This is a genomic window from Collinsella sp. TF12-2AT (assembly GCF_003436735.1).
Taxonomy (GTDB): domain Bacteria; phylum Actinomycetota; class Coriobacteriia; order Coriobacteriales; family Coriobacteriaceae; genus Collinsella.
The window spans coordinates 44879-71237 of the sequence record NZ_QSQK01000003.1; the positions used below are offsets into that span (position 1 = coordinate 44879).

Consider the following 26359-nt stretch of genomic DNA (forward strand, 5'->3'; position numbering starts at 1 on the left):
CTTTCTTTCGCAATAAACACCCCAGCGAGAGCCGAGTCGCCGCTGGGGTGTTTATTACTGTCTCCGTGGGGGTTTAGCTCAGCTGGGAGAGCGCGGGCTTTGCAAGCCTGAGGTCAGGGGTTCGATCCCCCTAACCTCCACCATGATGGACCTGTAGCTCAGTTGGTTAGAGCGTCCGGCTGATAACCGGGAGGTCACAAGTTCGAATCTTGTCAGGTCCACCATCAAAACTGTGAAGAGCCTTGGGGCGTTGCCTCAGGGCTTATTTCTTGTCTGCGATAAATCTCATTTTGGTTTTGTGTGCTGTGCGAAAGATTGGGTAGTATAGCTATTCAATGCGGCGACCCTGCCGCGTGTTAACCGCTACGTACCGGAGGTGTTCCATGGTTCGCGTCGACATAGAGACCATCGTCATGGCCGCCGGTCCCGTGCCATCGCTTATCGTGCTTCGCGAGCGCTGCGGCAAGTCGGATTCGACGGCACCGCTGCGTTCGCTTTCCATTCAGACCGGCTCGTTTGAGGCCGCGGCAATTAGCCGTGGCATCGATAGCGGTCGCGCCGAGCGCCCGATAACGCATGACCTGCTGCTTGACACCGTCGATGCCCTAGGAGCCAAGCTCGAGCGCATCGAGATCGTTCGTGCCGAGCCGCCGGTGTTCTATGCGACGATTGTTGTGCTGGTCGATGGTGACGAGCGCAATATTGACGCCCGCCCCAGCGACGCCATCGCCCTTGCCGTGCGCAGTAATGCCCCCATGTTTGTGGAGGACGACATCATGAATCGCCTGGGTACCGTTTCTGCCCATGCCGAGGAAGTTGACGACGAGCAGGAGTTCGAGAAGTTCGACGAGTTCGTCCATACGCTCTCCCCCGATGATTTCTAAATGTCTGGCACGCGAGCGGAGAGGTCGCTGATGGGTACCCGCGTATCGGCTGAAGCGGCCGCCATCGCGCGTGAAGCCCAGATGCGCTCGGAGGCATCCGAGGCGGCTCGCATTGCCTATGTGACGCAGGCCCGCACACTTCGCGAGCGCCGCGGCTCCTATATCAAGATGGTTATCATCTCCGCCCTTGTCGCGGTAATCTGTTCTCGTCTTCGTGGTACAGTTGGTGCGCTTGGGTTTTCGATTTCAACAGGCTTGGTAATCTGGGGTGTGGTCGATGCGGTAATGCTGACCAACCAGATCAAGGTACTCGACAAGCGCGCGATGGATATGGTGCGCGCCCGCGACGCTGCCGCCAAGATCGCTGCCGAGGCACAAGAACTGTAACGACGCCGGATTCGATGGGAAGGTCTAGAGATGGCACAGGATATGCAGGACGCCGGCAACGTCTCCGCCGAGCTCGACGCCATGGTGTGTGACCTGATTGGTGCGTTCTTGGACGACCTTGCCGCCGGTGAGAATCCGGGCGTAGTTGTGGCGATCGAGGACGCTGCTTCCAACCGCTATCTGGCCGCACTCGACGAGGATGGCGAGGAGGCATGTCTGGAGGCTGCCACCAACTTTATCTCCGAGCACAAGATGGGTCTTAAGGACGAGGGCCTGGGCCGTATCGCCCGCTATGCCATCGGCTATACCGGCTGTGTCGAGATTGACGGCGGCTACCACGACGCTCTGCTCGTGAGTTTCTTTGAGACGACGCTCGAGAGCGGTTTTTCGGCATATGTGCTGTATGAGGGCATGGGTGCCGGCGATGGTTTTATGTGGAGCGACCCTGAACCTGCAGGTGAGGAAACCCCTCTCATCTAAAATCGCTAAAATAAACGAGTTTTCGGTAAAAGGCTCAATATTCCCGCTGAGCGTTGTATCGCTGGGCGGGCCGCATACGCGTGCCGTTTGTATATGGATAGAAGATAGGGGAACTACATGCGCGTAGACAATCTGAGGAACATCGCCATCATCGCCCACGTCGACCACGGCAAGACGACGATGGTCGACAAGCTCCTGCGTGCCACGGACGCCTTCCGTGCCAACCAGCAGGTCGAGGACCGCGTCCTGGACTCTAACGACCAGGAGCGCGAGCGCGGCATCACGATTCTCGCCAAGAACATCTCTATCGAGTACAAGGACGTCAAGATCAACGTCATCGACACCCCGGGCCACGCCGACTTTGGCGGCGAGGTCGAGCGCGTGCTGCGTATGGCCGACGGCGCCCTGCTGCTGGTCGACGCTTTTGAGGGCCCCATGCCCCAGACCCGCTTCGTGCTGCGTCACGCTATCGACACCGGCCTCAAGATCATGATCGTCATCAATAAGATCGATCGTCCGGGCGCTAACCCCGAGAAGGCTTACAACGACTGCCTGGACCTCATGGCCGACCTGGGCGCTACCGACGACCAGCTCGAGTTCGCCATGGAGCACGTGGTCTACGCCAGCGCCATGAATGGCTTTGCCCGCCTTGACCCCAACGACGGCAACATGGACATGTACCCGCTGCTCGATATGATCATCGACGACATGCCCGCGCCCGAGGTTGACGAGAACGCTCCGCTGGCCATGCAGTGCGTGACCATCGATCACTCCAACTTCGTCGGCCGTATCGGCATCGGCCGCGTGTACTCCGGCACCATCCACCAGGGCGACCAGATCTTGGTCGTCAAGAACGACGGCTCCAGCGCCACCGCTACCGTCAAGCAACTCTTTACCTTCGACTACCTGGGCCGTACCGAGTGCCAGGAAGTCGGCGCCGGCGACATTGCCGCCGTTGTGGGCATCGACCGCACCGATATCGGCGATGTCTACACCGACCCCGAGAATCCCGTCGAGCTCGAGCCCATCGAGATCGACCCGCCGACCCTGTCCATCGTCTTTGAGGCTTCGACCTCCCCGCTCGTCGGCCGCGACGGCGATATCGTTGGCGCCCGTCAGCTCAAGGAGCGCCTGTTCAACGAGGCCGAGAACAACGTGACCATGAAGATCGAGGAGCTCGAGGACAAGAGCGGCGTCGAGGTCTCGGGCCGCGGCATTCTGCACCTGTCCGTTCTGATGGAGTCCATGCGCCGCGAGGGCTTTGAGTTCCAGGTCGGTCGTCCGCGCGTTCTGTTTAAGAAGGACGAGAACGGCAACAAGATGGAGCCTGTCGAGCAGGCCGTCGTCGAGTGCCCGGACGAGTACTCGGGCAAGGTCGTTGAGGTCTTCGGCACCTCCGGTGGCATCATGACGAGCATGGATACCTCGGGCATCGTGACGCACCTTGAGTTTAAGATCCCGACGCGTGGCATCATGGGCCTTAAGAACCGCATCATGAACGTCACCCACGGCGAGGGCGTGTTCTACCACACCTTCTTGGAGTATGGCCCCTACGCCGGCGAGATCGGCAACCGTCAGAACGGCGCCATGATCTCCATGACCACCGAGAAGGCCGTTGCCTACGCCCTGGGTACGCTGCAGGAGCGCGGCCAGCTGTTTGTTGAGCCGGGCACCGAGTGCTACGAGGGCATGATCGTGGGCGAGCGCAGCAAGGCCGGCGACATGGTCGTCAACATCGCCCGTACCAAGAACCTGGGCAACCAGCGTTCCTCGACCTCCGATATTTCCGTGCAGCTGGTGCCGCCCCGCACCTTCTCGCTGGAGGAGGCGCTGGAGTACATCGCCGATGACGAGCTGGTGGAGATCACTCCCAAGAATATTCGCCTGCGCAAGCGTCTGCTCAATGCCACCGACCGCAAGAAGGCCGCCGTCCGTGCCGGTCAGGTCAACAAATAAGCGCTGGGGCTTATAACTGCCAATAAGAAAGGGCGTCGACCGCAATGGTCGGCGCCCTTTTTGGTGCAATGGGATCAGGTTGCTTTGCGCCACCACAAAGGTGCCTGGCCCTTTTGTGGTGGTTGGCGGCTAGGCGGTGGGGAGTCCTGGCGTGTTAGCCGGCTGCTGCGGCTTGAGGTGGGCGTTGCGCCAGATGATCTGGATGGCGTAGCCGAGCGTGAAGACGAAGGCTACACCGCTGACAAAGTTGCCCATAAGAGGAAGTGCCGTGAGTGCGCCCGCGACGATACCGCCCACGGCGGCCATGGCGTAGCGGTTTTGGTTGTGTCCGACCATGCGCGCGACCGCGGTGCCCGTAAATGCCGCCGAGACCAAAGCGATGCCGATGACGCCGCACATGAGGGCGGCGGCGAGCGACAGGCCTGCAATCGAGATGATGAGCAGCAGCACGGCGGGAGCGACGGCGACCGTGCCCAGAAGACCACTTACCCACAGCGGCATGGGACGCTGATGGAGCATGCCGGCAGCGCTGGCGGTTGCGCGTGGAAAGACAAGCTCAAGCAGGATGGCGACAAAGCAGGTGGAAAGCGCCGCGGCAACGATGCCGCCGATAATGTCGTTGGCCGTAGAGGTGTTCTCGTTCTCGGTCCGGTCGATCTTGAGAGCTCCGACCTGGGCGCCCTCGGCCCGCTCGGGGTCCTGTGAGACGTGGGCGTTCACCGTGCCGGTGATGCGGGCGTTTTTACCCAGGATGAGCTTGTCGGCCCAGACCTCAACATCGCCATCGACGGTGCCGTCGATGGTTACGGTGCCGCCGGCAAGCGCCGCCGATTTGGCGGAGCCGCGCAGGGCGACCGTTTCGCCTGCCGCGTAAAAACAGTTGGCGGTGCTGCCGGTGTTGAGCACGACGTGCTGGCCGGCCACCGTGACGCTGCCATCGATTGCGGTTTTGGCGATATCGATGGTGCGTGCCGCCAGACGAACGGCGCCGCCTACGGTGCAATCGCGAATCGACAGGCTCTCACCCGCCGCGATAATATCGCGGCCGATGGAGGCGTCGTCTAGGTTGAGGCTTTGGCCGGCCCAGTACAGGTCTCCCTCGACGCCAGACGGAGTTGAGTCAACTTCGGTTGCGAGCACGTTGCCCGCGGTGTCAGTGCCGGCGAACGACACCGTGGGAAGTGCGGTGAGCGCGAGCGCAATCAGCGCGAATAGGATGGTGATGCGGGCCTGCGCTTTGTGGCGCCGGATCGACGGTACTTGGTTGCAAGGCATAGTGAATCCTTCGTTAGATGCTCGATATGCATCTAACAGGGTACCCAACGCGTGGGCACTCTAAAAGAACCTCTCGGTTGCATTTCGAAGGATGAGGCCGCGCAATCTACTTTTTGCGGTGCAAGAAGCGTGCGATGTCTTCCTCGGTGGGGCTTTTGATGTCAAAGCGTAGCGACAGCCAGCGCAGGCCCATGGTCACTACGACGCAAACGACCAGCGCGACGACATTGCTGACCAAGCCGCTCATGACGAGGCAGACATAGCTTGCCGATCCGGCGATAGCCGCGATGGCATAAAAGTTAGTACGTTGGAAAATGCCCGGAACCACGCCCATAAAGCCGTCGCGCAACATGCCGCCGCCCACGGCGGTGAAAAAGCCCATCATGATGCACACCGCCGGCGCAAAGCCGTAGACCAGCGCCTTGTCCGCGCCGGTTGCTGCATAGATGCCGACCGAGATGATGTCGAGCAGGGGAATGAGTTTTTCGGGCTTATCGACGATTGCCGGGAAGATATAGATGATGGCGGCTGTGGCGATGGAGAGCGGTAGTGCCATGGGCTGGTTGAGGATGTAGACGTTGCCGACCTGGAGCGTCATATCGCGCAAAAGACCGCCGCCCAGACCGCAGACCACCGCGAGCGCGACCGCGCCCACCAGGTCGAGCTTGTGCTCGCGAGCGACCAGCACGCCCGAGATCGATGCCGCGACAACGGCGAACATCTCGAGCCAAAATGGGATAGCGACCATGGCATCCGAGGCGTGTGAAGTAACAGTCATAGCGGCGACGACGGGCAAGATGAGGTCCTTTGATTCTCGGGTTTGAACAATGCCCGTACATAGTACATGGTTGGCGGCGATTGAGACCCTATTGCTCGGCAAACGGTAGGGACTGGGAACGGTCATGGGTACCAAACATGTACATCAGCCTCCAAAGATGCCGAAAAATGTCGTTTTTGGAGGGTGATGTACATGTTTGAGATTCAAGGTGAAATCGAAAGCAATGGGGGACGTGGCTGAATAGGAGGGATGTCCAAATTTTGAGCGGAGCTCAAAATTTATTCGGTCGGCTTGCGCCGACCGCGCTGCGCTAAAAACGCGCCACTGGCGCGTTTTCTTTACGCTCCGCGTCCTGACGGGTTCGAATCCCTCCTCCTCCGCCGCATTTGCTTGTAAGGGACTCTAAACAAAAAAGCCCCCGTTTTCGGGAGCTTTCTCAACCAAAATGGCGGAGGAGGAGGGATTCGAACCCTCGTGACCTTATACAGGCCAAACGGTTTTCGAGACCGCCGCATTCAACCACTCTGCCACCCCTCCGCGTGGGGTAAAAACAAAGCAGGCTCGAAGGCCTGCTTTGGAATTAACTGGCGGAGAGTCAGGGATTTGAACCCTGGAGACGCTTTTGACGCCTACACGATTTCCAATCGTGCTCCTTCGGCCACTCGGACAACTCTCCGTTAAATGCGAAAGTCAGTATACACGAGGAATCGCAAAGTGCAAACAGAAAAGTTGGCATTTTTTGAATCGCTTGGCTTCGTGACGGGATCGAGAAGGTCAAAAACGGGCTCTGACCAGCATGGCTGCATACAACAAATTGTTCAAAATAGGTATTTATAGACGACGTGGCAGCAATTTTAAAAATATTTGAACGGTGTTGTGAGCCACTGGTATGCATTTTGCGACCACAGCCTTGCAATGGCTGACCTGCAGTTTGATTTGGTTTGTCCCCACGGCGTCGTATCTTGTCCACAAATCCGTCAAGCACTTGGTCAGCATTTGGTTGGAAGACGCATGAAACGTCGTGCGAGTATGGGCATATGTGGAGGTCATGAGGTTGTAGCTGCATATTCTTGCGGCCTAGGAGGTTGAAAGATATTATTACCAAGTCTTTTCCTGCTTCAGGCGCACCTTCACGACCTGAAGCCACATTTGCCCAGAGGAGGTGACAATATGAAGGCTTATGAACTGCTGTTCTTTGTTGACCCGTCGCTCGACCCCGAGACTCGTCTCGCTGTTATGAAGCGTATCGATACCACGATCGCTGAGGGCGCTGGCAAGGTCGACTCCGTTGACGACTGGGGCAAGCGCAAGCTCGCCTACGAGATCAACGACCTCACCGATGGTGACTACACCCTCATCAACTTCCACGCAGATCCTACCCAGATCGCCGAGCTTGATCGCATCCTGCGCATCACCGACGCTGTGGTCCGCCACATGATCGTCCGTCGCGACGACCAGGAGTAAGACTGTCGTTTTGGACTGGGCTTGTGCCCCAAGAGGAAGTAGTGAGTTATGAGCATCAATCGAGTGAACATCACCGGTAACCTCACCCGCGATCCCGAGCTGCGCGCCACCGCCGGCGGAACCCAGGTTCTGTCCTTTGGCGTCGCCGTCAACGATCGTCGCCGTAACGCGCAGACTGGCGAGTGGGAGGACTATCCCAACTTTGTCGACTGCACTATGTTCGGCACCCGCGCCGAGGCCGTGAGCCGTTTCCTGGCAAAGGGAAACAAGGTCGCGATCGAGGGCAAGCTGCGCTACAGCTCTTGGGAGCGCGACGGCCAGCGCCGGAGCAAGCTTGAGGTCATCGTCGATGAGATCGAGTTTATGAGCTCCCGTGGTGGCCAGGGTGGCTACGATCAGGGCGGTTATGCCCCCGCAGCTCCCGCGCCTGCAGCACGTCCTGCCGCACCGGTGGCTACGCCGCCCGCGGTCGACGTCTACGATGAGGACATCCCGTTCTAAGGGTTGTTCACCTATTTTTGAGTGAGAGGCGGCTTCGGTTCGCCGAAGTTGCCAAATGAAAGGTATTTTGACATGGCTAATGATTTTTCTGCACGTCAGCCGCGTCGTAAGTACTGCCAGTTCTGCAAGGAGAACACTGAGTTCATCGACTATAAGGACACTCAGCTTCTCCGTAAGTACATGACCGATCGTGGCAAGATCAAGCCCCGTCGCGTCACTGGCGCTTGCACGCAGCATCAGCATGACATCGCCAACGCCATCAAGCGCGCCCGCGAGATGGCTCTCCTGCCGTACACCGTCCCCGTGGTTTCCTCTCGTGGCAACCGCGACCGCGGCTAAGAAGGGAGACGCATCATGAAGGTTATTCTTCTCGATGAGATCAAGGGCAAGGGCGGCGAGGGTGACGTCGTAGAGGTCGCTCAGGGTTACGCTGAGAACTTCCTGTTCCCCAAGAAGCTCGCTGTTGCCGCCACCAAGGGCAACCTCAAGCAGCTCGACGAGCGTCGCAACAACATCGCCAAGCGCGAGGCCGTCCGTCTGGCTACCGCCAACGAGACCAAGGCTGCCCTCGAGGGCAAGACGGTCACCGTTGACGTCAAGGTCGGCGACGAGGGCATCCTCTTTGGCTCTGTTACCGCCGCTATGATCGCTGACGCCATCAAGGCTCAGCTCGGTATGGACATCGACCGCAAGCGCGTCGAGCTCGGTAAGCCCATCAAGGTTGCCGGTGCCCACACCGTTGCCATCTCGCTGTACCGCGAGATCAAGGCCGAGGTTGTCGTTCTCGTCGGCGTTACCGCCGAGGAGCTCGCTGCCGAGGCTGAGGTCGAGGAGGCCGCTGAGGTCGCCGAGGCCGAGACCGCCGAGGTCGAGACTGAGGCTGCTGCCGAGTAGCATTTGCTGCAACGCAACAATCTTGTTCTAAGAAGGGCGCTCTGGGAAACCAGGGCGCCCTTTTGTTTTTTGCGCTGAGTGAGTGTCATGGTGAACGTTGCGTCGAAGTCCTATATACAGGACCGTTCATCCGTTTGGTTCGGTGATGATTGGCGGCGCGCGGCGCGTTTTGGGACCGTGGCTGATACTATGGATGCTCGCAAGCGATATGAATGAGGATGCTCATGGCATATGACGATAGGGAGACCGGGCTGACGGTCGAGGACCGCGGCTCAAAGTTGGGTCTTCCCCAAAACCAAGATGCAGAGGCCAATGTACTGGCCGCTATGCTGCTATCGCCCGAGGTGGTCGAAGAGGCCCAGGTCGAGCTGCAGCCCGATGACTTCTACCGGCCCATTCATAAGACCATCTATACCGCGATGGTCGATATGTACAACAGCCGCATTCCCATCGACTCCATCTCGCTGATCGATTACCTGCGCAGCATCAACAAGCTCGATGCCGTGGGCGGCGAGGCCTACATTTTGGAGCTGATGGGTCAGACCCTGTCGCTCGTCAACTGGCAGCACCATGCCGCCATCGTCCGTCGCGACTCGATGCTGCGCGAGCTGATCGGTGCCACCAACGAGATCAACGCGCTGGCCTATAACGCCCCTACCGACACCAAGGAGGTCGTGGAGCTGGCCGAGAGCAAGCTGCTCAAGGTCACGGCGCGCGAGGTCAAGTCGAGCTACAAGACGTTGACCGAGTTTATGGTCGAGGCCTATAACGAGGCCGAGGAAGTATGCCAGGCCGGCGGCCAGGCTGCGGGCGTGCCCACGGGTTTCCCGTCGCTCGACCGCATGCTCATGGGTTTTCGCGAAGGCCAGCTCATCATCATCGGCGCCCGTCCTGCCGTGGGTAAGACGTCGTTCGCTCTGAACCTGGCACTTAACGCTGCCGCTGCTGGTTATACCGTCGGCTTCTTCTCACTGGAGATGTCGGGCAAGGAAATTGCCCAGCGTCTGATTTGCGCCTACGCCATGATCTCGATCAGTGACTTCCGCATGGGCCGCATTAGCCCCGAGCAGTGGGCCAATATCAACGAGGCCACGCAGACCTTGTCCAAGCTCGATATTCTGATTGACGATACGCCCGGCACCACAGTGACTGAGATTCGCGCCAAGAGCCGCCGCATGCTCCATAACAAGGAAAAGGCAATCATCATTTTGGACTACCTGCAGCTGGTGAGTCCTCCACCGGGACGCCGCTCCGAGAGCCGTACCGTCGAGGTTTCGGAGATGTCGCGTGGTCTTAAGATTATGGCCAAGGAGCTCAAGATCCCGCTCATCGCGCTGTCACAGCTCTCGCGTCAGGTCGAATCCCGTACCGGCAAGCGCCCGCAGCTTTCCGACCTTCGTGAATCGGGCTCCATCGAGCAGGACGCCGATATCGTCATGTTCTTGGACCGCTCCGCCGACGAGGCCGAAGCCTCGCGCGACGATCGACCCGACGAGGGCGTTACGCGTATCGTCGTGGCCAAGAACCGTTCGGGCCCGATCGGCGACGTCGACCTGATGTTCCTGCCGGCATCCACCAAGTTCTATGAGCTTGATGGGGCACATGCCGAGGAGTAGGACAGGCGCCCGTTGCACGGGTATACTGGGAATGTTTTGTGCTTCTGCGTGCCGGCGTGGCGCGTAGACAGTCCATGAATGTAAGGAGTAAACATGCCGTCAACCGTTTTGGTCGGTGCCCAGTGGGGCGATGAGGGCAAGGGTAAGATTTGCGACCTGGTCGCCGGCGACTTCGATGCCGTCGTGCGCTATTCGGGCGGCAACAACGCCGGTCACACCATCGTCGTCAACGGCAAGAAGTACGGCCTGCACCAGGTGCCCTCCGGCATCATGTATTCCGATCACGTGTCGGTGATCGGTAACGGCTGCGTCGTCAACCCCAAGGTCGTCCTTGAGGAGATCGACATGTTCGAGGCCGACGGCATCACCACCAAGAACCTCAAGATTAGTGGCAACGCGCATGTCATCATGCCGTACCACATCGATCTGGATGGCGCCTTTGAGCAGAAGCTCGGCAAGAAGAACATCGGTACCACCAAGCGCGGCATCGGTCCGTGCTATCAGGACAAGATGGCCCGCATTGGTCTGCGCATGCAGGACATGCTGGACGAGACGCTGTTCCGCGACAAGCTGGAGACCGCTCTTGCCCGCGTGAACCCCGAGCTCGAGCTCATCTACAACCTGCCCACCTACACCGTGGACCAGATTTGCGACGAGTATCTGCCGATGGCCGAGCGCCTGCGTCCCTACATCACCGAGACGAGCCTGCTGCTCAACAACATGATCGATGAGGGCAAGAACCTGCTGTTTGAGGGCGCCCAGGCGACGCTGCTCGACATCGACCACGGCACCTATCCGTACGTGACGTCTTCCAACTGTACCGCCGGCGGCGCCATCACCGGCTCCGGTGTGGGCATGAAGAACGTCGACCGCGTGCTGGGCGTCATGAAGGCCTATATCACCCGCGTCGGTTCGGGCCCCATGCCCACCGAGCTTTCCTATGAGTCCGAGGCCGGCCACACGCTGACCGAGGAGGGCTATGAGTACGGCGTGACCACCGGTCGCCGTCGTCGTTGCGGCTGGTTTGACGGCCCTATCGCCAACTATGCCTCGCGCGTCAACGGCCTCACCGACATCGCCGTGACCAAGCTCGACGTGCTTTCGGCCTTCGACACCATCAAGGTGTGCGTGGCCTACGACGTCGATGGCGAGCGCTACACGAGCGTGCCCGAGCATCAGGTGCGCTTTGAGCACGCCAAGCCCATCTACGAGGAGCTCCCCGGCTGGAAGTGCGATATCACCGGTTGCCGCAGCTTTGACGAGCTGCCGCAAGAGGCTCAGGACTATGTGGCGTTTATCGAGGATCTGGCACACACCCGCGTGACGTTCATTGGCGTTGGCGCTGGTCGCGAGCAGATCATCAACCGATTCTGGAAGTAATCGGGACCATTTGGTTATTGCGATATACCCCTTTGCAGCCCAAGTGGGCGGCCGAGGGGTATATTTGCTTGCAAAGGGCTCGCGCGGAGCGGGCCATTCATCCATAGAGGAGGCACCCTTGAAGGCGGACACTCAAACCATCGACATCCTGTTGTTGGGCAGCGGCGGCCGCGAGCATGCTTTGGCAGCAAAGCTCGCAGCATCACCGCGCGCCGGCAAGCTCTACATTGCGCCGGGTAACGGCGGCACCGCGAGCTGCGGCGAGAACGTTGTTCTCGACGACTGCGATCCCGCGGCCGTGGCGGCGTTTGCTCAGAGCCACGGATGCGGACTCGTGGTAATTGGCCCCGAGGCTCCGCTCGTGGCGGGCGTGGCCGACGCCGTGCGCGCGGCGGGTATTCCCTGCTTTGGCCCGGGTGCCGAGGGCGCCCAGATGGAGGGCTCCAAGCTGTTCTCCAAGCAGCTCATGGAGCGTGCGGGCATTCCGACGGCAGCCTATGGTTCGTTTACCGACGAGGCTTCGGCTCTCGCCTACGTGCGCGAGCAGGGCGCCCCGCTGGTCGTCAAGGCCGACGGCCTTGCCGCGGGCAAGGGCGTTATCGTGGCGACCGAACTTGAGCAGGCCGAGGAGGCCGTGCGCGAGTGCTTTGGCGGCACCTTTGGCGATGCCGGCAGCACCGTGGTCATCGAGGAGATGCTCGTTGGTCCCGAGTGCTCGCTGCTGGCCTTTACCGACGGCAAGACCGTGCGCCCCATGGCCACTTCGCAGGACCACAAACGCGCGCTCGAGGGCGACAAGGGCCCCAACACCGGTGGCATGGGCGTCTACAGCCCGGTGCCCATCGTGACCGATGAAGAGCACGCCACGATGGTGGCGGTCATGGAGCAGACCGCGGCCGAGCTTGCTGCCGAGGGCATCGACTACCGCGGCTGCCTGTATGGCGGCTTTATGCTCACCCCCGCCGGCCCCAAGGTGCTGGAGTTCAACGCCCGCTTTGGTGATCCCGAGACTCAGGTTGTGCTGCCGCGCCTTAAGAACGACCTGGTCGAGGTCATGCTCGCCTGCGCCAACTGCGAGCTCGATCAGATTGAGCTCGACTGGCGTGACGAGTGGGCCGTGGCCGTTGTCCTGACGAGCGCGGGCTATCCCGGCAGCTACGAGAAGGGCAAGGTCATCACTGGCATTGAGGATGCCGAGGCCATGGAGAACGTGACCGTTTACCACGCGGGTACTGCCGTGGTGGACGGCCAGCTCGTGACCAATGGTGGCCGCGTGCTTGCCGTGACCGCTCTGGGCGACACGTTTGAGAACGCTCGCAACCTTGCCTACGAGGCTTGCGAGAAGATTGATTTTGAGGGCAAGACCCTGCGTCACGACATCGGCCTGCGCGCGCTGCGCGGCCGCGACGCCTGGGATGCCTAAAATCCGAGAGGAATGAGACGGATGGACGAGAAGAACGAAGAGCTCGTGGACGCGCAGATCGTCGAAGAGGACAGCCGCATGTATGGGCACGCCGAGGGCGAGCCTGGTGGCGAGGTCGCTGACGAGCCGGCGCTGGTGCTGGGCGACGACGACCCGCACGATGCCGAGCTGCACGAGAAGATTCTTTCGGAGGAGTGCGCCTGGAAGGGCAAGATCCTCGACGTCCACCGTCTTGAGGTTGAGCTGCCCAACGGTCGCCGCAGCGCCCGCGATATCGTTCGCCATCCGGGTGCGGCGGCCGTCGTGGCGCTGACCGAGAGCGGCAAGATCGTACTGGTGCGTCAGTACCGCACCGCCATCGACCGCGTGACGGTCGAGATTCCCGCCGGCAAGCTCGATCCAGGCGAGGATCCGCTCGATTGCGCCAAGCGCGAACTGCATGAGGAGACGGGCTTTAGGGCTGGTCGTATTCGCTTTTTGACGTCGATTGTCACGTCCTGCGGTTTTTGCGATGAGATCATCCGCATCTACTTGGCTACCAAGCTCGAGTTTGATGCGCCCAACCCCGATGATGACGAGTTTGTCAACGTGGACCTGGTGCCGCTGCACGAGCTGATCGACGCCGTGCTCGACGGCAAGATCGAAGACGCCAAGACCGTCGTAGGCGCGCTTGCCTGCGACAGCATCGCGCACCGCTTGGGTGGGGCCGAGCTCTAGGTTACGCGGTTTTACCAAACCGCGTAACGAGTCGACGCTGCAAACGCCCCTAAGCGGCAATCTGCCTTTCAATCGTCGCTCGCGTACCGAAGTACGCGTCGCTCCTCTTTCAAGGCACCTTGCTCGCTTAGGGACGTTTTCGCTGACGCTGCCAGAACATCGGCGTTATGCTTGTTGGGACGCTTTGTTTTCAGCCTGACCGGTTCAACCGGATTTCTCACGCTATTTATTTCTCTTCGAGGATTGCATGTTTAAAAGGTTTCTCTCGTATTACGAGCCCCAGACGGGGCTTTTTGTTGCCGATACTGTTTGTGCTCTGGTGCTTGCTGCCATTGACCTTGCGTTTCCTATTATTCTGCGCAATCTGACCGGCGGGTTGTTTACCCAGGGTCAGGCTGCCATTATGCAGGCACTCGGTATGATTGCGGTGGGACTGGTGCTGATGTATGCCATCCGCTGCGCCTGCCGCTACTTTGTGAGCTACTGGGGCCATGTGATGGGCGCGCGCATGGAGTCCAAGATGCGCGAGGACCTGTTCGATCAGTACGAGCGCTTTAGCTTTGCATACTTCGATCGCAACAGCTCGGGCGACATGATGAGCCGCGTGGTCAACGACCTGTTCGATATCTGCGAGGCGGCGCACCATGTGCCCGAGTGGATCATCATCTGCGGCATCGAGATTATCGGCTCGTTTGTGATCCTCTTTACCATCGCCCCGGTGCTGGCGCTTGCCATGGCTGTGGTGACAGCAGCGTTTGCGGTCATCATGTTTTGGCAGAACATGCGCATGCGCGAGGTCTTTAGCGACAATCGCAAAAAAATCAGCGGCATCAATGCGCAGCTGCAGGATTCGCTGGCGGGCATGCGCGTGGTCAAGAGCTTTGCCAATGAGGAGACCGAGCGCTCTAAGTTCCGCGCCTCCAACAATCGCTACCTTTCGTCCAAGGAAAACATGTATCACGCCATGGGCGTCTATACTGCGACGTATGGCCTGCTCTCGGGTGTGCTCTATGTGATCGTGGTACTGCAGGGCGGCTGGCTGGTCGCCCAGGGACAGCTGCAGGCGGTCGATATGGCGACCTTTGCACTCTATATTTCGCTGTTCTGCACGCCGCTCGAGACGCTCGTCAATTCGGCCGAAACGTATCAGAAGGCTATCGCCGGCTTTAAGCGTATGGACGAGGTGCTCTCGACCGTGCCGGATATCCAGGACAAGCCGGGCGCCACGGATCTGCAGGTGACTGCCGGCGCCGTGGAATATCACGACGTGTGCTTTAACTACGAGGACGTTGAGCTGGGCGAGGGCGATGCCGAAGAGCGTCCCGTTATCGACCATATGAATCTGTCCATCAAGCCCGGGCAGACCATCGCTTTGGTTGGCCCTTCGGGCGGTGGCAAGTCCACGACCTGTTCGCTGCTGCCGCGCTTTTATGACGTGGCTGCCGGATCCATTAGCATCGACGGCCAGGACGTGCGCGATGTGACGCAGCAGAGCCTGCGTCGCGCCATCGGCCTGGTGCAGCAGGATGTCTATCTGTTTGACGGCACGATTGGCGAGAACATCGCCTACGGCAAGCCGGGCGCTACGGCAGGAGAGATCGCCGAGGCCGCCCGTCGCGCCAACATCGATGCCTTTATCGAGTCGCTTCCACAGGGTTATGACACGGTCGTGGGCGAGCGCGGCAGCCGTCTTTCGGGCGGACAGAAGCAGCGTGTTGCCATCGCGCGAGTGTTTCTCAAGAACCCCAAGATCCTTATTTTGGATGAGGCGACGAGTGCTTTGGATAACGAGAGCGAGGAGGCGGTGCAGGAGTCGCTCGAAGAGCTGGCACGCGGCCGCACCACGATTATCATCGCCCACCGTCTTTCGACCATTAAGCATGCCGATGAGATCGCGACCGTTGAGCATGGTCGCGTTGTGGAGCGTGGCACGCACGAGGAGCTTCTCGCCCGTGGCGGCACTTATGCCCGTTACTATCGAATGCAGTTCGAAGGTGCGCGTGCGCATGAGCTCGACTGATTGATATGACAGGAAGTTTATGGCTGACAAGAACCCTTTGACTCCGGAAGAAGTGACGGAGTTATTCTCCGAAATCGATGCATCCGGTGTCTTGGATCCCACGCTTGCCAAAAAGCGCACCGAGCGCATGCGTGAGAAGGAGGCTGCGGCCAAGCGCGGTGACAAAGCGGCGCTAGCGCAGCTGCGCAGCGAGGACCGCGCGAGCCAGGCAAAACATATCGACCCGCTGTCCGAGGACGACCCTTCGGGCTCGCAGGTGAGCCATACCATTACGAAGACTGCCATGGCCGTGGTCATTGGCATCTTGGTGCTGATTGTGGGCATGCAGATTGGCTACGGCGTGATGCGACGCCTGAACACCGCCAACCTGTCCGAGAGCGTTTCGGTGGATACCGTTTCGACGGCGCTGAAGGGCGGCCTTGAGTGGGGCAACGGCTTTACGCAGTTCCCGCTCGACTTTACCGTCGATGAAGCTGATGAGCGTACGGGCACGGTCGAGGTGACGGTGTTGGACACATCGTCTGCCAACGAGCTCGAGCTGCTGTCCAACGGGCAGATTCAGGCCGCTGCGCTTGCGACCAACGCGCTGCTCAACGATAAGATCGACCGCGTGGTGTATAACGTTCACGCCTATATCGACGAGGATAGCAACATTCAGCACGATTCCTTCTTTGGCATGTTTCCCGCGCGGGGTCATCAGAGCGCCATTTTGACGTTTGTGTGGACCAAGAGCTCATCCAACGCCACGAGTATCGACTGGAAGATGCGCATCGTAAGCATGGACGACACCATTGCCGAGCGCATTCAAAAACAGGTGAACTCGGTTTCGTCGCTGATCGAGGACCCGGTGGTGAGCCAGACCAAGATTGACGAGGAAAAGGCCGAACGTGACCTGGAGCATCGTCTGCATGGCCGCGAGATTTTCCGCGGCGGCAAGCCCGATCGCTCACCGTCCGATCTGCTGGAACAGGACAAGCAAAAGTAAGAGGCCATTATCCCGCGTGAGCCACAAGCCCACGCGGGATGATTTTTCCGGGACGGGGATTAAAAAATCATTATGCATAGAAAGTCATAATTATCATTTCGTAAACATTTCGATGAAATTAACGCCATGAGGCATGCTTGCGGTTACAATACCGCGAGGCCTAACTACACACCTTTAAGCCGGTCCTGTGAGACCGGGAAGGAGAATTATGGCGAACAACCATACCGCGGGCGCTGCCGCCCGCACCTTCGCGCCCAGCGAGCTTTGCCAGCGTATGCTGGCCAAAACCAGCAAGGGCGCCTGCGGTCCCTGTATCCTGTATCTTGAGGATGGGACCATTTTTTATGGACGTGCATGCGGCGCCGAGGGCACCGCGACCGGCGAAGTCTGCTTCAACACCTCGCTTGAGGGCTACTTTGAGGTCATGACCGACCCGAGTTATGCCGGCCAAATTGTAACCATGACCTATCCGCAGATCGGCAATTACGGTATCGACGAGACCGATGTCCAGTCGGCCTTCCCCGGCGACGCCGTGCGCCCTGCGAGCGCTCCGGCTATGCGCGGCATGATCGTTCGCGACATGTGCGCCACGCCTTCTAACTGGCGCTCGGCCGTCAGCGTGCCGGAGTACCTGCGCGCTCACGGCATCGTCGCTATCGAGGGTGTCGACACCCGCGCTCTGGTGCGCCATCTGCGCGACAATGGTTCCAAGATGGGCATTATCTCGACAGAGATCTTCGACGTCGACGAGCTCGCCGAGCGTCTGGACGCAGCGCCCACGCTGGTGGGCGAGAACCTGGTCAAGACCGTGAGCTGTCCCGCGCCTCACGAGTTTGTGGCCGCCGACCTGCCTGCCACGCATGGCTTTGCGCTTGTGGCTGCCGCTCCTGCCCGTCACAAAGCGGTCGCCTACGACTGCGGTGTGAAGCGCGGTATTCTGGAGGGCCTGGTCCGTGCCGGCTGCGACCTCACCGTCGTGCCGTGGGATACGCCCGCCCAGCAGGTGCTCGACATGAATCCTGATGGCGTCTTTTTGTCCAACGGCCCCGGCGACCCCGATGCCGTGGTGGAGACCTACGAGCAGGTGCAGCAGCTGATCGGCAAGGTGCCGGTCTTTGGTATTTGCCTGGGTCACCAGATGATCAGCTTGGCCTGCGGCGCCCAAATGGAAAAGCTTAAATTCGGTCACCGTGGCGGTAACCAGCCGGTTATGAATCTGGTGAGCCGTCGCGTGGAGATCACCGCGCAAAACCACGGCTTTGGCCTGCTGTTCCCCAGTCTGGGCAAACTGATTCCGGAGCTTTCCGGCGGCGAAACCGAGCATGCGGCCGATGGCGACCTGCGCGCCTGGGTGCGTCGCGGCGTCGCGCCGGTCGTGATGAACGAGCGCTTTGGTCGCATTCGCCTGACACATGTGAACCTCAACGACGGCACCGCCGAGGGCATCCAGCTGCTCGACGCCCCGTGTTTCTCGGTCCAGTACCACCCCGAGGCTTCGCCCGGCCCCACCGATGCCCACTATCTCTTTACCGCCTTTACGCGACTCATGGACGGCGAGGAGAACTACCTGGACATCGACACCGCGAAGGACCGCCTCGCCGGCTGGAATTTCGCCGAGTCCGAGAACGCTGCGACCGAGGAGAACTAACATGCCTAAACGTACTGACATCAAGCGCATCCTCGTTATTGGTTCGGGCCCCATCGTTATTGGCCAGGCCTGCGAGTTCGACTACTCCGGCGCCCAGGCCTGCAAGGTGCTCAAGGAGGATGGCTTTGAGGTCATCCTGGTCAACTCCAATCCGGCGACCATCATGACCGACCCGGGCTTGGCCGACCGCACCTATGTTGAGCCTATCACCGCCGAGTTTATCGAGCGCGTGATCAAGAAAGAGCGCCCGGACGCGCTGCTGCCCACGCTGGGCGGCCAGACCGGTCTGAACGCCGCCGTCGAGCTGGCAAAGGACGGCACGCTCGACAAGTACGGCGTCGAGATGATCGGCTGCGACCTGGCCGCTATCGAGCGCGGCGAGGACCGCAAACTCTTTAACGAGGCCATGGCCGAGATCGGCCTGGAGGTCGCGCGCTCGGGCTATGCCTACAGCGTGGCCGACGCCGAGGCTATCGCCGAGCGCGTGGGATATCCCTGCGTACTGCGCCCGAGCTTTACCCTCGGTGGCGCCGGCGGCGGCATCGCGCATACCCACGAGGAGCTCGTCTCCATCGTGAGCCAGGGCCTTGAGCTCTCGCCTGCCCATGAGGTGCTGGTCGAGGAGTCCATCGAGGGTTGGAAAGAGTATGAGATGGAGGTCATGCGCGACCACGCCGGCAACGGCATCATCGTGTGCTCCATCGAGAACCTCGACCCCATGGGCGTGCACACCGGCGACTCCATCACCGTGGCGCCAGCGCAGACCCTCTCCGACCTTGAGTACCAGCGCATGCGTGTCGCGTCGCTCGCCATTCTGGAGAAGATTGGCGTCGAGACCGGCGGCTCCAACGTGCAGTTTGCCGTGAACCCCCAGACCGGCCGTCTGATCGTCATCGAGATGAACCCGCGCGTGAGCCGTTCGTCCGCACTGGCCTCCAAGGCCACGGGCTTCCCCATCGCCAAGGCCGCCGCTCGCCTGGCCGTGGGCTACACGCTCGACGAGATCGTCAACGACATCACCAAGGCAACGCCCGCCTGCTTTGAGCCCACGATCGACTACTGTGTGGTCAAGGTGCCGCGCTTTGCCTTCGAGAAGTTTAAGGGTACCGACCCCACGCTCACCACGCGCATGAAGGCCGTGGGCGAGATTATGGCGATCGGCCGCACCTTTGAGGAGGCCTTCGGCAAGGCCATGCGCTCACTGGAGGACGGTCACCAGGGCATCTGCGCCGGTGGCAAGGAGGGTGCCGACAAGCTGAGCGACGATGAGCTCGCTCAGGCCGTGGCAACCCCGACCGAGCACCGCATCTTCTTTGTGGTCGAGGCCCTGCGCCGTGGCTGGGACATCGCCCACATCCATGCCATCTGCGGTATCGATCCGTGGTACCTCAACCGTATCAACGACATGGTGCAGGTCCAGGAGAGCATCCGCGGCCTGCGTGTGGAGGATATCGACGCCGACGCGATGCGCCTGCTCAAGCAGTACGGCACGAGCGACGCCGAGATTGCCGCGCTGACCGGCTCGGACGAGCGCTTTGTGCGCGCCTATCGCAAGGGTCTGGGCGTGGTTCCCAGCATGAAGACGGTCGATACCTGCGCTGCGGAGTTTTCGAGCGCCACGGAGTACCACTACAAGACGTACGAGAACATCTACCGCACGAGCCCGGATGCCAAGAAGTGCGTGGCTCCCGACGAGACCACGCCGGCGGACAAGCCCAAGGCGATGATCCTGGGCGCCGGCCCCAACCGCATTGGCCAGGGTATCGAGTTCGATTACTGCTGCGTGCACGCGAGCTACGCGCTGGCGGCCCGCGGCTTCGAGACCATCATGGTCAACTGCAATCCCGAGACCGTCTCGACCGACTATGACACGTCCGACCGTCTGTACTTTGAGCCGCTCACCTACGAGGACGTCATGGACGTTATCGATGTCGAGCGCCCCGACGGCGTCGTGGTGACGCTCGGCGGCCAGACCCCGCTTAAACTGGCGCGCATGCTCGAGGAGAGCGGCGTCAACATTATGGGCACAAAGCCCGACGCCATCGACTTTGCCGAGGACCGCGAGCGCTTTGCCGCCCTACTCGACAAGCTGGGCATTATGTACCCGCCGGCGGGTCAGGCCACCTCGTTTGAGGAGGCCGAGGCCGTGGCCGCGCACATCGGCTACCCGCTGCTGGTGCGTCCGAGCTACGTGCTGGGTGGCCGCGGCATGATGATCGCCTACGATGCCGGGCATCTACGCGATTACATGGCCGAGGCTGCGCGCATTAGCCCCGACTACCCGGTGTACCTCGACCGCTTCCTGGAGGGTGCGATTGAGTCCGATGTCGATGCCCTGTGCGACGGCGAAGAGGTCTACATCGGCGGCATCCTGGAGCATATTGAGGAGGCCGGTATTCACTCCGGCGACTCTGCGACCTGCATTCCGCCGTTTAGCTTTAGCGAGAGCCTGCAGGCGAAGCTCCGCGAGACCACGCGCCGCATCGCGATGGCGCTGGGCGTACGCGGCCTGGTCAACGTGCAGTATGCCATCAAGGGTGAGACCGTCTACGTGATCGAGGCCAACCCGCGTGCCAGCCGTACCGTGCCGTTTATCTCCAAGGCCACCGGCGTGCCGCTGGCCAAGTGCGCGGCGCGTATCATGGCGGGCGATTCCATCGCGAGCTTGGGCCTGCCGAGCGATGAGCGTCAGCTGGACTGGTTCTGCATGAAGGAAGCCGTTATGCCCTGGGGCCGTTTCCCGGGCGCCGACGTCATCCTGGGGCCCGAGATGAAGTCGACGGGCGAGGTCATGGGTATCGCCAAGAGCTATCCCGAGGCATACGCCAAGACGCAGCTGGCGATCGACTACAAGCTGCCCGGCCCGAGTTGCGGCAAGGTGTTCATTAGCGTGTGCGACCGCGACAAGCGCCATATCCTTTCGGTCGCCCGTATCCTGCGCTATCTGGGCTTTGACATCTGCTCTACCGAGGGTACGGCGCGCGTGCTGCGTGGAGGCAACGTGACGTGCGAGATCGTGGAGAAGATTAGCGGCCCGCACGACGGCGAGCGCCCCAACATCGGCGACCTCATCGCCGATGGCAAGATCGCGGTGATCATCAACACGCCGTACGGTCCGGGCTCGCGCGGCGACGGCTATCTGCTGCGCACCGAGGCAGTGCGACGCGGTGTGACCTGCGTGACCGCGATGTCTGCCGCCAACACGTACGTGAGTGCCATCGAGGCGGTGCGTGAGGACCAGCAGGGTCACGGCAGCGCCAACGACATGGGCATGGACGTCATCGCCCTGCAGGACTTGCCGCAGCATACGGTGTAGGTTGAACTGGCCGGCCGGGGCGGAGGGGGCTGAGTTTCCCCCTTCGCTCCGGCTGCAAGCAGAGTCGCTCAGTGGGAAACTCAGCCCCCTCCGCCCCGGCCTACGGTGACTCGGTTGCACCGTGTGCTGCCGAAGGGGCTTTGTGCGATGACTAGGGCTGAATAGAAAATGAGTGTGGGCGCCGTCGTTCGTTTGAACGACGGCGCCCACGTTTTGGATTTATTGGGCTGTGGCGGTGAAGGTTGTTTTGTCGGCGGCGATGTGCACGTGCAGCTTTGCCTGACCGTCGCAGCTGATGAGCACGCCTACCTCGAACGGGGTTCCCGTCTTGTCGTAGGTCGAACGCACGATGCGCATCGCCGCCTTACCGGTGTTCTGTCCCAAAAGACGCGCCTCATGCTTGTCGAGGTCGACCGTCTCGTAGACGGCATCGACGCTTGCGGGCAGGATGCCGGTCTTTTCCGCGATGTAGGCGTAGAGCGAGCCATCCACGTCTTTGCGCGTGAGCTCGGGGCAAAGTGACACGGGGATATAGACGTAGTTGAGCTCCATGGGTTTGTCGTTGGCGAGACGCAGGCGGCGAATCTCCCAGACGTGTGTCCCTTCGGGCACTTTGAGCCCGGAGGCGATGCCGCGGACGGCCGGTATGCTTGAAAAGGCGAGAATCTGCGAGCTCGGAACCCGTCCCGCTTCGCGCATCCGCGCGCTGAAATTCAGGGCCAGGTCGATGCCGGGTGCTGAAGTTTGGGGCTTGATGAACGTGCCCTGGCCGCGCTTGCGCACCACGCGCCCCTCGATGACGAGATCTTGGAAGCAACGGCGCACGGTCGCGCGCGATAACTCCAGCCGCTCACAGATTTCGAGCTCGCGTGGCAGCGGCGTCTTGGTGTCGAACGCCTGGCTGGCGATAAGCAGAGCGATTCGATGTTTAAGCTGGACATAGAGCGGCGTATCACCGCTGCGGTCGAAGGGTTCGGAGGCGAGAAACGAGATCATATCCATGGGGTACCTCCATGTCGTGGGCGTACGTGACATGGTCTGACACTGCGGGGCAAACCGGAGATGCCAGGCCCGATTCTTGCTGGTATGTATGGTGCATAAGGAACATAAAACATTTATCAGGCAATCTACCTGCTATTTTAAAAATAATTAGAAGAAAAAATAATTTAGGCACAAAAATAGTTGCTACCGTTAACAGATGAATAGTTGCCGTTCGCAACTATTTTCTTGTACCGAACATGCCCCGGCGCAACAATAATCTCAGCAAAAAGCAAAGCCGTGCGACACACGGCAGGCCGAGAGGAGACCGCATGCGGTATCTGGTAATGGTCAGTCACGGAACGCTCGCTCCCGGACTGCACAGTGTCCTCAAGATGCTCGGCAATGACGCCCCGAACATCTTGTCGACGAGTCTCGTGGACGGCATGGGCGCTGACGAGTATGTCGAGAACGTCAAGGCGATGCTCGCTCCCGTTACCGCCGATGACGAGGTTGTCCTGCTTGGTGACATCCTGGGCGGATCGCCGCTCACCAATGCCATGAACACGCTGGCCGAGAAGGGTTTGCTCGCCCACACCATTGCCTTCGGCGGTATGAATCTGCCCATGGCTATGACCGCCATGATGGGGCTTGCCACCATGGACCTGGATTCCCTCAAGCAGATGATGCTGCAGGAGGGCAAGAACGGTATGTCCGAGCTCGTTGTCCCGACCGATGACGCCGACGACGAGGACGACGACATCTAGGCAGCGCATCCGCCCAAATTTTCGTGATGGAGCGGGGGTTAAGAGGAAAGACCCCCGGTGATAAAGAAAGGGAGAACGCATGATTTCGTTCATCCGTATTGATGACCGTATGATCCATGGACAGACCGTTACCCGTTGGGCCCTCGAGTATCCCTGCGACGGTCTTATCGCCGTCAACGACGCTGCAGCGTCCAACCCCGTGCTCAAGGAGGCCTACAAGAGTGCCTCGGGCAAGAAGACGTTCGTGTGGACCAAGGAGCACTTCAAGGAGGTCTCCGAGAAGGTTCTCAAGTCCGACACCAAGTACTTCCTGATCACCAAGAACCCGCTCGACATGAAGGAACTTCTCGTCGATTTTGGCTTTAAGCCCGGCATGGACCGCATCATCGTCGGTCCCTGCAACGATCGTCCCGGCACCACCAAGCTTGGCAACAACCAGTCGATCACGCAGGAAGAGGCCCAGGCGCTCGAGGATCTCACCAACGCCGGTTACACGGTCGAGTTCGCCCTTATCAAGGAGAAGTCCATCGGTGAGTGGCCCAAGTTCCGCGGTCAGTTTGGCTTCTAGTTAGGTGCCAGCCGCATTTTGGTATCTACAGCCCTTGGTGAAAGGGGCTGAGGAATAAAGAAAGGGGAAAGCATGGCAATCAATGCATTCCAAGCCGCGCTGTTCGGCCTGTTCGCCTGCCTGGCATCACTGCCTGGCATGGGCGGCACGACGATCGGCAACTACACTCTGGGTCGTCCTCTGGTCGCCGGCCTCATCGTCGGCATCATCATGGGCGATATGCAGACGGGTATCCTCGTCGGCGCTGCCATCCAGGTTGTCTACATCGCTCTCGTGACCCCCGGCGGAACCGTCTCCGCCGACGTCCGCGCCGTGTCCTATATCGGCATCCCGCTGGCGATCCTCGCCATCAAGAACTCGGGCATCGATCCCGCCTCCGCTGAGGCTGCCGGCATGGCCGCATCCCTCGGTGCCGCCGTCGGCACGCTCGGCACTGTGCTCTTCTATGGCACCGCCACCATCAACCTGGTGTGGCAGGGCATGGGCTGGAAGTGGCTCGAGAAGGGCGATCTCCACAAGCTCTACCTGGTCAACAACGTTCTGCCTTGGATCGGTCACATCGTCTGCTCGTTCCTCCCGACGTTCATCATCACCATGGGCGGCACCGCCATGGTCGACCTCATGAAGACCTACATGCCCATGGACGGCATCGCGATGAAGACGCTGTTTACCGTCGGCTCGCTGCTGCCTACCGTCGGTATCGCCATCCTGCTCAAGCAGGTCATCTCTAAGCCCACGGACTTCCTGACGTTCTTCTTCGGCTTCACCCTGTCCGCTGTTATGGGCTGCAACCTGATCGCCGCTGCCGGCATCGGCTGCTTCTTCGCCCTGATCAACTATGAGATCGCTTCGCTCAAGATCGACCTCGCAAACGCTCCCAAGGCAGCTATCGCCTCGGGCTCAGATGATGAGGAAGAGGAGGACATCTAATGGCAGAGAAGAAAAAGCTCTCTAAGAAAACGCTTGCCAAGTCGTTCCGTAACTGGTCCTATGGCAACCTGACCTGCTTCTCGCAGGAGCACATGCAGACCTTCGGTTACCTGTGCGCCATGCTTCCGATTGTCGAGGAGCTCTACGACACGCCCGAGGAGCAGAAGCAGGCCCTCCAGACCTACTCCGCGTTCTTCAACACCGAGCCGCAGATCGGCACCATGATTGTCGGCGTCACCGCCGGCCTCGAGGAGGCTCGCGCAAACGGCGAGGCCATCGACGACGACGCCATCAACGGCATCCGCGCCGGCCTCATGGGCCCGCTCGCCGGCCTTGGCGACTCGCTGATCGTCGGTACCCTGATCCCGATCCTGCTCGGTATTGCCCTCGGTCTCTCGACCGGCGGCTCCCCGCTCGGCGCCATCTTCTATATTGTCGTGTGGAACCTGCTCATGTTCCTTGGCATGCGCTTTGCCTACAACCAGGGCTATGAGCTCGGCGGCAAGGCGGTCGAGGCCCTCGTCGGCCCCAAGGCCAAGGCTCTGCGTGATTCCATCGTGATGGTCGGTACCATGGTCATCGGTGCAGTCGGTGCTACCTGGGTCTCCATCACCTGCAGCCCCAACCTGGTGCTGCCCGGTGGCGGTAAGTTCCAGGACACGCTCGATGGCATCTATCCGCACCTGCTGCCGATGATCTTCATCATCTTCTGCTGGTACATGATGACCAAGAAGAAGGTCAACCCCATCGTTATGATGCTGATCCTCGTTGTGATCGCATTTGTGGGCGTTCTCATTGGCTTCTTCGACCCGGCACTGAGCTACTAGTCATCATCCCCTGGCCCCCTGTAAGGCCGTGCGGCCTCAACCGCACGGCCTTCTGATTTTGCGCCGCCCTTCAAGGGCAATATGGCCAGCGACCTCCATCGCCTACACGACACCCGCTATATTGCTCTTGAAAGATGACGTATTCGACAAACGATGCACTTGCGCATGATGCACACTTTGCACGAGGAGGACCATATGCACGAGAAACATGGACACGACCTTTCGCGCGACGACTTGATTCGCGAGGCAAAGATGCAGACCGATGCTATTCAGCGGCTCAATGTTTGGCTGCGCCTGGGCTATTCGCTCGTGGCGATTGGCTTTTTGATGGGGATGTGGGGTATGCAGGGCGGTCCCGGCTGGGGTGTCCCCGTGGGCATCGTGTGCCTGGTGGTGGGCACTCCGCTTTCGATCGTGCTTAAGGTCGGCACGACCAACGCCAAAAAGAATGTCGAGCGCATGCTCGAGGCCGCTGGTGTCGACGTTGAGGAGCTTATGCGACGCAAGAAGGACGAGCAATAGACTTCCGCGTTGGGGTATCATAAATAATTGTTGCGAATGTTAA

General features: G+C 60.3%; 24 protein-coding genes and 4 tRNA genes. 23 read left to right on the plus strand and 5 right to left on the minus strand.

The annotated features are described in order from the left end of the window. Positions 1-67: 67 nt before the first annotated feature. The 6 genes from DXD24_RS03280 (at position 68) to typA (ending at position 3707) form a co-directional block, all read left to right on the plus strand. Positions 68-143 (plus strand) — tRNA-Ala (locus tag DXD24_RS03280). A 4-nt stretch (positions 144-147) separates the two neighbouring features. Continuing rightward, positions 148-224 (plus strand) — tRNA-Ile (locus DXD24_RS03285). A 159-nt stretch (positions 225-383) separates the two neighbouring features. After that, entirely contained in the window at positions 384-884 is a 501-nt protein-coding gene (locus tag DXD24_RS03290; RefSeq protein ID WP_117646144.1) for a bifunctional nuclease family protein, read from the plus strand. A 30-nt stretch (positions 885-914) separates the two neighbouring features. Continuing rightward, positions 915-1271, plus strand: a complete 357-nt coding sequence (locus tag DXD24_RS03295) for a hypothetical protein (protein ID WP_117638157.1) — start codon at positions 915-917, stop codon at positions 1269-1271. Positions 1272-1301: 30 nt separating this feature from the next. Then, a complete protein-coding gene (locus DXD24_RS03300) occupies positions 1302-1751 on the plus strand; it encodes a hypothetical protein (protein WP_089572580.1) in 450 nt (149 codons plus the stop codon). Positions 1752-1868: 117 nt separating this feature from the next. Then, positions 1869-3707, plus strand: a complete 1839-nt coding sequence (gene typA, locus DXD24_RS03305) for a translational GTPase TypA (protein ID WP_006235837.1) — start codon at positions 1869-1871, stop codon at positions 3705-3707. Between the two features lie 129 nt (positions 3708-3836). Here typA and DXD24_RS03310 read toward each other — a convergent pair whose 3' ends face one another. The 4 genes from DXD24_RS03310 to DXD24_RS03325 form a co-directional block, all read right to left on the minus strand. Continuing rightward, a complete protein-coding gene (locus DXD24_RS03310) occupies positions 3837-4982 on the minus strand; it encodes a polymer-forming cytoskeletal protein (RefSeq protein WP_117646145.1) in 1146 nt (381 codons plus the stop codon). A gap of 106 nt (positions 4983-5088) precedes the next feature. Beyond that, on the minus strand, positions 5089-5778 hold the full coding sequence (locus DXD24_RS03315) for a trimeric intracellular cation channel family protein (RefSeq protein WP_233502313.1): 690 nt from the start codon (positions 5776-5778) through the stop codon (positions 5089-5091). Between the two features lie 428 nt (positions 5779-6206). Continuing rightward, positions 6207-6297 (minus strand) — tRNA-Ser (locus tag DXD24_RS03320). 48 nt (positions 6298-6345) lie between these two features. Next, positions 6346-6436: transfer RNA gene (locus DXD24_RS03325), tRNA-Ser, on the minus strand. Positions 6437-6930: 494 nt separating this feature from the next. Here DXD24_RS03325 and rpsF point away from each other — a divergent pair. From rpsF to carB, 12 genes are all read left to right on the plus strand, one after another. Then, positions 6931-7224 (plus strand): 30S ribosomal protein S6, encoded by a 294-nt coding sequence (rpsF, locus tag DXD24_RS03330; protein WP_117564024.1) that lies wholly within the window; start codon positions 6931-6933, stop codon positions 7222-7224. Between the two features lie 48 nt (positions 7225-7272). Continuing rightward, entirely contained in the window at positions 7273-7725 is a 453-nt protein-coding gene (locus DXD24_RS03335; protein WP_006235830.1) for a single-stranded DNA-binding protein, read from the plus strand. A 72-nt stretch (positions 7726-7797) separates the two neighbouring features. After that, entirely contained in the window at positions 7798-8064 is a 267-nt protein-coding gene (rpsR, locus tag DXD24_RS03340) for a 30S ribosomal protein S18 (protein ID WP_006235829.1), read from the plus strand. A 15-nt stretch (positions 8065-8079) separates the two neighbouring features. Continuing rightward, the gene (rplI, locus tag DXD24_RS03345) at positions 8080-8619 is read left to right on the plus strand and encodes a 50S ribosomal protein L9 (protein WP_117646146.1); all 540 of its coding nucleotides are present in this window, start codon (positions 8080-8082) and stop codon (positions 8617-8619) included. A gap of 218 nt (positions 8620-8837) precedes the next feature. Further along, positions 8838-10235 carry a replicative DNA helicase gene (gene dnaB / locus DXD24_RS03350; protein ID WP_006235827.1) on the plus strand — a complete coding sequence of 466 codons (1398 nt, stop codon included), beginning with the start codon at positions 8838-8840 and terminating at the stop codon, positions 10233-10235. Positions 10236-10328: 93 nt separating this feature from the next. Beyond that, complete coding sequence (locus DXD24_RS03355; protein WP_089572585.1) at positions 10329-11615, plus strand: adenylosuccinate synthase; 1287 nt, start codon at positions 10329-10331, stop codon at positions 11613-11615. A gap of 118 nt (positions 11616-11733) precedes the next feature. Next, a complete protein-coding gene (purD, locus tag DXD24_RS03360) occupies positions 11734-13038 on the plus strand; it encodes a phosphoribosylamine--glycine ligase (protein WP_117646147.1) in 1305 nt (434 codons plus the stop codon). Between the two features lie 21 nt (positions 13039-13059). Next, complete coding sequence (locus tag DXD24_RS03365; protein ID WP_195404258.1) at positions 13060-13755, plus strand: NUDIX domain-containing protein; 696 nt, start codon at positions 13060-13062, stop codon at positions 13753-13755. 247 nt (positions 13756-14002) lie between these two features. Continuing rightward, on the plus strand, positions 14003-15775 hold the full coding sequence (locus tag DXD24_RS03370; RefSeq protein WP_117646148.1) for an ABC transporter ATP-binding protein: 1773 nt from the start codon (positions 14003-14005) through the stop codon (positions 15773-15775). A 19-nt stretch (positions 15776-15794) separates the two neighbouring features. Continuing rightward, a complete protein-coding gene (locus DXD24_RS03375; RefSeq protein WP_117564028.1) occupies positions 15795-16760 on the plus strand; it encodes a hypothetical protein in 966 nt (321 codons plus the stop codon). Between the two features lie 208 nt (positions 16761-16968). Beyond that, complete coding sequence (carA, locus tag DXD24_RS03380) at positions 16969-18408, plus strand: glutamine-hydrolyzing carbamoyl-phosphate synthase small subunit (protein ID WP_117646149.1); 1440 nt, start codon at positions 16969-16971, stop codon at positions 18406-18408. Between the two features lies 1 nt (position 18409). After that, on the plus strand, positions 18410-21724 hold the full coding sequence (gene carB, locus DXD24_RS03385; protein WP_117646150.1) for a carbamoyl-phosphate synthase large subunit: 3315 nt from the start codon (positions 18410-18412) through the stop codon (positions 21722-21724). Positions 21725-21943: 219 nt separating this feature from the next. Here the strand turns inward: carB and DXD24_RS03390 are convergent, their stop codons facing one another. After that, positions 21944-22726, minus strand: a complete 783-nt coding sequence (locus tag DXD24_RS03390; RefSeq protein ID WP_158550131.1) for a GntR family transcriptional regulator — start codon at positions 22724-22726, stop codon at positions 21944-21946. A 308-nt stretch (positions 22727-23034) separates the two neighbouring features. On the opposite strand from DXD24_RS03390, the gene DXD24_RS03395 reads away from it, so the two are divergent. The 5 genes from DXD24_RS03395 (at position 23035) to DXD24_RS03415 (ending at position 26316) form a co-directional block, all read left to right on the plus strand. Then, the gene (locus DXD24_RS03395) at positions 23035-23469 is read left to right on the plus strand and encodes a PTS sugar transporter subunit IIA (protein WP_089572603.1); all 435 of its coding nucleotides are present in this window, start codon (positions 23035-23037) and stop codon (positions 23467-23469) included. A gap of 79 nt (positions 23470-23548) precedes the next feature. Then, a complete protein-coding gene (locus tag DXD24_RS03400) occupies positions 23549-24037 on the plus strand; it encodes a PTS sugar transporter subunit IIB (protein WP_089572604.1) in 489 nt (162 codons plus the stop codon). Positions 24038-24109: 72 nt separating this feature from the next. Continuing rightward, positions 24110-24967 (plus strand): PTS sugar transporter subunit IIC, encoded by an 858-nt coding sequence (locus DXD24_RS03405; RefSeq protein ID WP_089572605.1) that lies wholly within the window; start codon positions 24110-24112, stop codon positions 24965-24967. Then, on the plus strand, positions 24967-25794 hold the full coding sequence (locus DXD24_RS03410) for a PTS system mannose/fructose/sorbose family transporter subunit IID (protein WP_117646152.1): 828 nt from the start codon (positions 24967-24969) through the stop codon (positions 25792-25794). The genes DXD24_RS03405 and DXD24_RS03410 overlap by 1 nt, the downstream gene beginning before the upstream one ends. Before the next feature lie 195 nt (positions 25795-25989). Further along, positions 25990-26316, plus strand: a complete 327-nt coding sequence (locus tag DXD24_RS03415; protein WP_117646153.1) for a hypothetical protein — start codon at positions 25990-25992, stop codon at positions 26314-26316. Positions 26317-26359 lie beyond the last annotated feature (43 nt).

Excerpts from the sequence above, each read along its gene's own strand:
- DXD24_RS03290 (WP_117646144.1), top strand. The coding sequence starts at position 384 with ATGGTTCGCGTCGACATAGAGACCATCGTCATGGCCGCCGGTCCCGTG.
- DXD24_RS03295 (WP_117638157.1), top strand. The coding sequence starts at position 915 with ATGGGTACCCGCGTATCGGCTGAAGCGGCCGCCATCGCGCGTGAAGCC.
- DXD24_RS03300 (WP_089572580.1), top strand. The coding sequence starts at position 1,302 with ATGGCACAGGATATGCAGGACGCCGGCAACGTCTCCGCCGAGCTCGAC.
- typA (WP_006235837.1), top strand. The coding sequence starts at position 1,869 with ATGCGCGTAGACAATCTGAGGAACATCGCCATCATCGCCCACGTCGAC.
- DXD24_RS03310 (WP_117646145.1), bottom strand. The coding sequence starts at position 4,982 with ATGCCTTGCAACCAAGTACCGTCGATCCGGCGCCACAAAGCGCAGGCC.
- rpsF (WP_117564024.1), top strand. The coding sequence starts at position 6,931 with ATGAAGGCTTATGAACTGCTGTTCTTTGTTGACCCGTCGCTCGACCCC.
- DXD24_RS03335 (WP_006235830.1), top strand. The coding sequence starts at position 7,273 with ATGAGCATCAATCGAGTGAACATCACCGGTAACCTCACCCGCGATCCC.
- rpsR (WP_006235829.1), top strand. The coding sequence starts at position 7,798 with ATGGCTAATGATTTTTCTGCACGTCAGCCGCGTCGTAAGTACTGCCAG.
- rplI (WP_117646146.1), top strand. The coding sequence starts at position 8,080 with ATGAAGGTTATTCTTCTCGATGAGATCAAGGGCAAGGGCGGCGAGGGT.
- dnaB (WP_006235827.1), top strand. The coding sequence starts at position 8,838 with ATGCTCATGGCATATGACGATAGGGAGACCGGGCTGACGGTCGAGGAC.
- DXD24_RS03355 (WP_089572585.1), top strand. The coding sequence starts at position 10,329 with ATGCCGTCAACCGTTTTGGTCGGTGCCCAGTGGGGCGATGAGGGCAAG.
- DXD24_RS03365 (WP_195404258.1), top strand. The coding sequence starts at position 13,060 with ATGGACGAGAAGAACGAAGAGCTCGTGGACGCGCAGATCGTCGAAGAG.
- DXD24_RS03370 (WP_117646148.1), top strand. The coding sequence starts at position 14,003 with ATGTTTAAAAGGTTTCTCTCGTATTACGAGCCCCAGACGGGGCTTTTT.
- DXD24_RS03375 (WP_117564028.1), top strand. The coding sequence starts at position 15,795 with ATGGCTGACAAGAACCCTTTGACTCCGGAAGAAGTGACGGAGTTATTC.
- carA (WP_117646149.1), top strand. The coding sequence starts at position 16,969 with ATGGCGAACAACCATACCGCGGGCGCTGCCGCCCGCACCTTCGCGCCC.
- carB (WP_117646150.1), top strand. The coding sequence starts at position 18,410 with ATGCCTAAACGTACTGACATCAAGCGCATCCTCGTTATTGGTTCGGGC.
- DXD24_RS03390 (WP_158550131.1), bottom strand. The coding sequence starts at position 22,726 with ATGGATATGATCTCGTTTCTCGCCTCCGAACCCTTCGACCGCAGCGGT.
- DXD24_RS03395 (WP_089572603.1), top strand. The coding sequence starts at position 23,035 with ATGCGGTATCTGGTAATGGTCAGTCACGGAACGCTCGCTCCCGGACTG.
- DXD24_RS03400 (WP_089572604.1), top strand. The coding sequence starts at position 23,549 with ATGATTTCGTTCATCCGTATTGATGACCGTATGATCCATGGACAGACC.
- DXD24_RS03405 (WP_089572605.1), top strand. The coding sequence starts at position 24,110 with ATGGCAATCAATGCATTCCAAGCCGCGCTGTTCGGCCTGTTCGCCTGC.
- DXD24_RS03410 (WP_117646152.1), top strand. The coding sequence starts at position 24,967 with ATGGCAGAGAAGAAAAAGCTCTCTAAGAAAACGCTTGCCAAGTCGTTC.
- DXD24_RS03415 (WP_117646153.1), top strand. The coding sequence starts at position 25,990 with ATGCACGAGAAACATGGACACGACCTTTCGCGCGACGACTTGATTCGC.